The organism is Mitsuaria sp. TWR114, from assembly GCF_007997345.1.
The window spans coordinates 1-1968 of sequence record NZ_VOSR01001116.1; the positions used below are offsets into that span (position 1 = coordinate 1).

Annotated in this window: 3 protein-coding genes and 1 pseudogene; all 4 read left to right on the forward strand. The window is 73.1% G+C overall.

What is annotated here, in order from left to right; translation table 11 throughout:
- A partial coding sequence (locus tag FUT87_RS29740) for a hypothetical protein (protein WP_186830823.1) occupies window positions 1-417 on the forward strand: 417 nt, incomplete at its 5' end.
- A gap of 4 nt (window positions 418-421) precedes the next feature.
- Window positions 422-784, forward strand: a pseudogene (locus FUT87_RS31910) (hypothetical protein); the annotation flags it as partial.
- A 265-nt stretch (window positions 785-1049) separates the two neighbouring features.
- Complete coding sequence (locus FUT87_RS31260) at window positions 1050-1499, forward strand: hypothetical protein (RefSeq protein WP_255512100.1); 450 nt, start codon at window positions 1050-1052, stop codon at window positions 1497-1499.
- On the forward strand, window positions 1496-1968 hold a 473-nt coding region (locus FUT87_RS27985; RefSeq protein ID WP_222617338.1), incomplete at its 3' end, for a hypothetical protein. The genes FUT87_RS31260 and FUT87_RS27985, both read left to right, overlap by 4 nt.

The window sequence follows — 1968 nt, forward strand, 5'->3', positions numbered from 1 at the left end:
GCGCGGCCGGCCGCGCAGCCCTACGTGGCCAGCGGCCTGGTCGCCAAGCCGGCCTGGACGATGCCGGCGGCCGGCGCGGGCGCCTCGGGCTTCGGGCTGCAGCTGGAGGCGGTGGTTGACACCACCTCGGCCGGTTTCCGGACCATGCCCTGCTACTCGGCGCAGGTGCTGGGCCGGCGCGATTTCAGTTTCGACGTCGGCGATCGCGACGTGGTGCGCCTGGTCGACGGTTTCGTGATGTTGCTGGCGGCGGACAAGGCCGGGTTCAAGTTCTCGATGCTGGTGCCGGACTCGCTGCTGGCCAGCCTGCCTCCCGGCGCGGACGATCCCGATCCGCAGAGCGAGGACTTCCGCAAGCAGCTGCTCAAGCAGGTGCGCGACGAGTGGCGCATCGAGTGGATCGGGGTGGAGGGCTGAAGCCATGGGCGCACCGGACCTCCGACCCTTCCGTCATCTCAACGAGGACGGCCTGTGGCCGCGTTTCCATTGGCACGGCCTCGCGCGCGGGGACGACGGCGCGCTGCGCCTGGCGGCGCTGCCGGCGTTAGAGGGCGAGTTGCCCGCGGCGCTGGGGACGCTCGCCGACGCGCAACCGCAGGGCGGCGTGGCCGTCGATGCCGGCGGCACCGTGTTCTTCACCGATCCCGCGGGGGGCGTGGTGTCGTGGATCGAGGGCTGCTTCGGCGCCATCGGCCCGGTGCCGTGCCTGGGTGGACCGGGCAGCGATGCGACGCGCTTCGATGCGCCCGCGGGGCTGGCGATCGCGCCGGCGCGCGGCGCGCTGTATGTCGCCGACGCCGGCAACCACCGGGTGGAGGTCTTCGACCTCGGCAGCCTGGCGCTGGTGGAGGTGCTGGAGGGGTTCCAGCTGCCGGTGTCGCTGGCGCTGGACGAGGCGGGGCAGCTCTACGTCGCCGACCTGGGGCGACGGTCGGGTCGAGTGCATCACGACGTGGGGCGACCGGGCACCTGCCTTCGGCGACGCGGTGCGGGCCAGCGGGCAGGCGGATCATCCGTGCGCGATCGCGTGGTCGGACGGACGGCTGTGGGTGCTGGACGCCCAGACGCATCAGGTCACCGCGTTCACGCCGCAGGGCGCGCCGATGGAGAGCGTTCCCACCGGCATCGAAGGCGCCATCGCGCTGGCGGTGTCCGGCGATTCGCTGTTCATCGGCGATCCGGGGCGGCGGCGGATCGCGGTCTGGTCGCGCGGTCAGGACGGGTCCTTCTTCCACGCCGGCGATGCCGCGGGCTATGAAGGGCCGGTCGCCGCGCTCGCGATCGACGGTCGCGCGAGCGCAAGCGGCGGCAGTGGCGGCGACGGCGACGGCGCGTTGTGGGTCTCGCCTGGCGGTGGCCTCGCGCCGCTGCGGCTGGCGCTGCAAGGCAGCCATGCGGCCGAAGGCTGGTTGTGGAGCGACGCGATCACCGTCGACACGCTCGATCACGTCTGGAACCGGCTGCACGCCAGCATCGACCTGCCCGCGGCAGCCATGTGACCTTCCACATCGCGACGGGAGCGCTGGCCGCGCCCGTGCCGCCGCCGACGGCGGACGGGCTCTTCGCCGCGCCGTGGCGCGCGGTCGGCGCCGACGTGACCGATTTCTTCATCGACCTGGACGACACCGGGCCGCAGCGGGCGCTGTGGATCGGCGCGCGCTTCGCCAACGACCTGCACGGCACGCCGGTGCTGCGCCAGGCGCGCGTGGACTTCGACCAGGCCAGCTACCTGCCGGACCTGCCGGCGATCTACCGCGAGCGTCCGCCGTCGCTGTACCCGGACCGGCCGCGGGACAACTTCCTGCTGCGTTACCTCAGCCTGTTCGAGAGCTTCTTCCGCGAGATCGAGGCGACGACCGGCGAGTTGCCGGCGCTGCTGGATCCGGCGGGTGCGCCGGACGAGGCGCTGGACTGGCTGGCCGGGTTCCTGGCCGTGCCGCTGTCGCAGACCCAGGACGAGGCCACGCG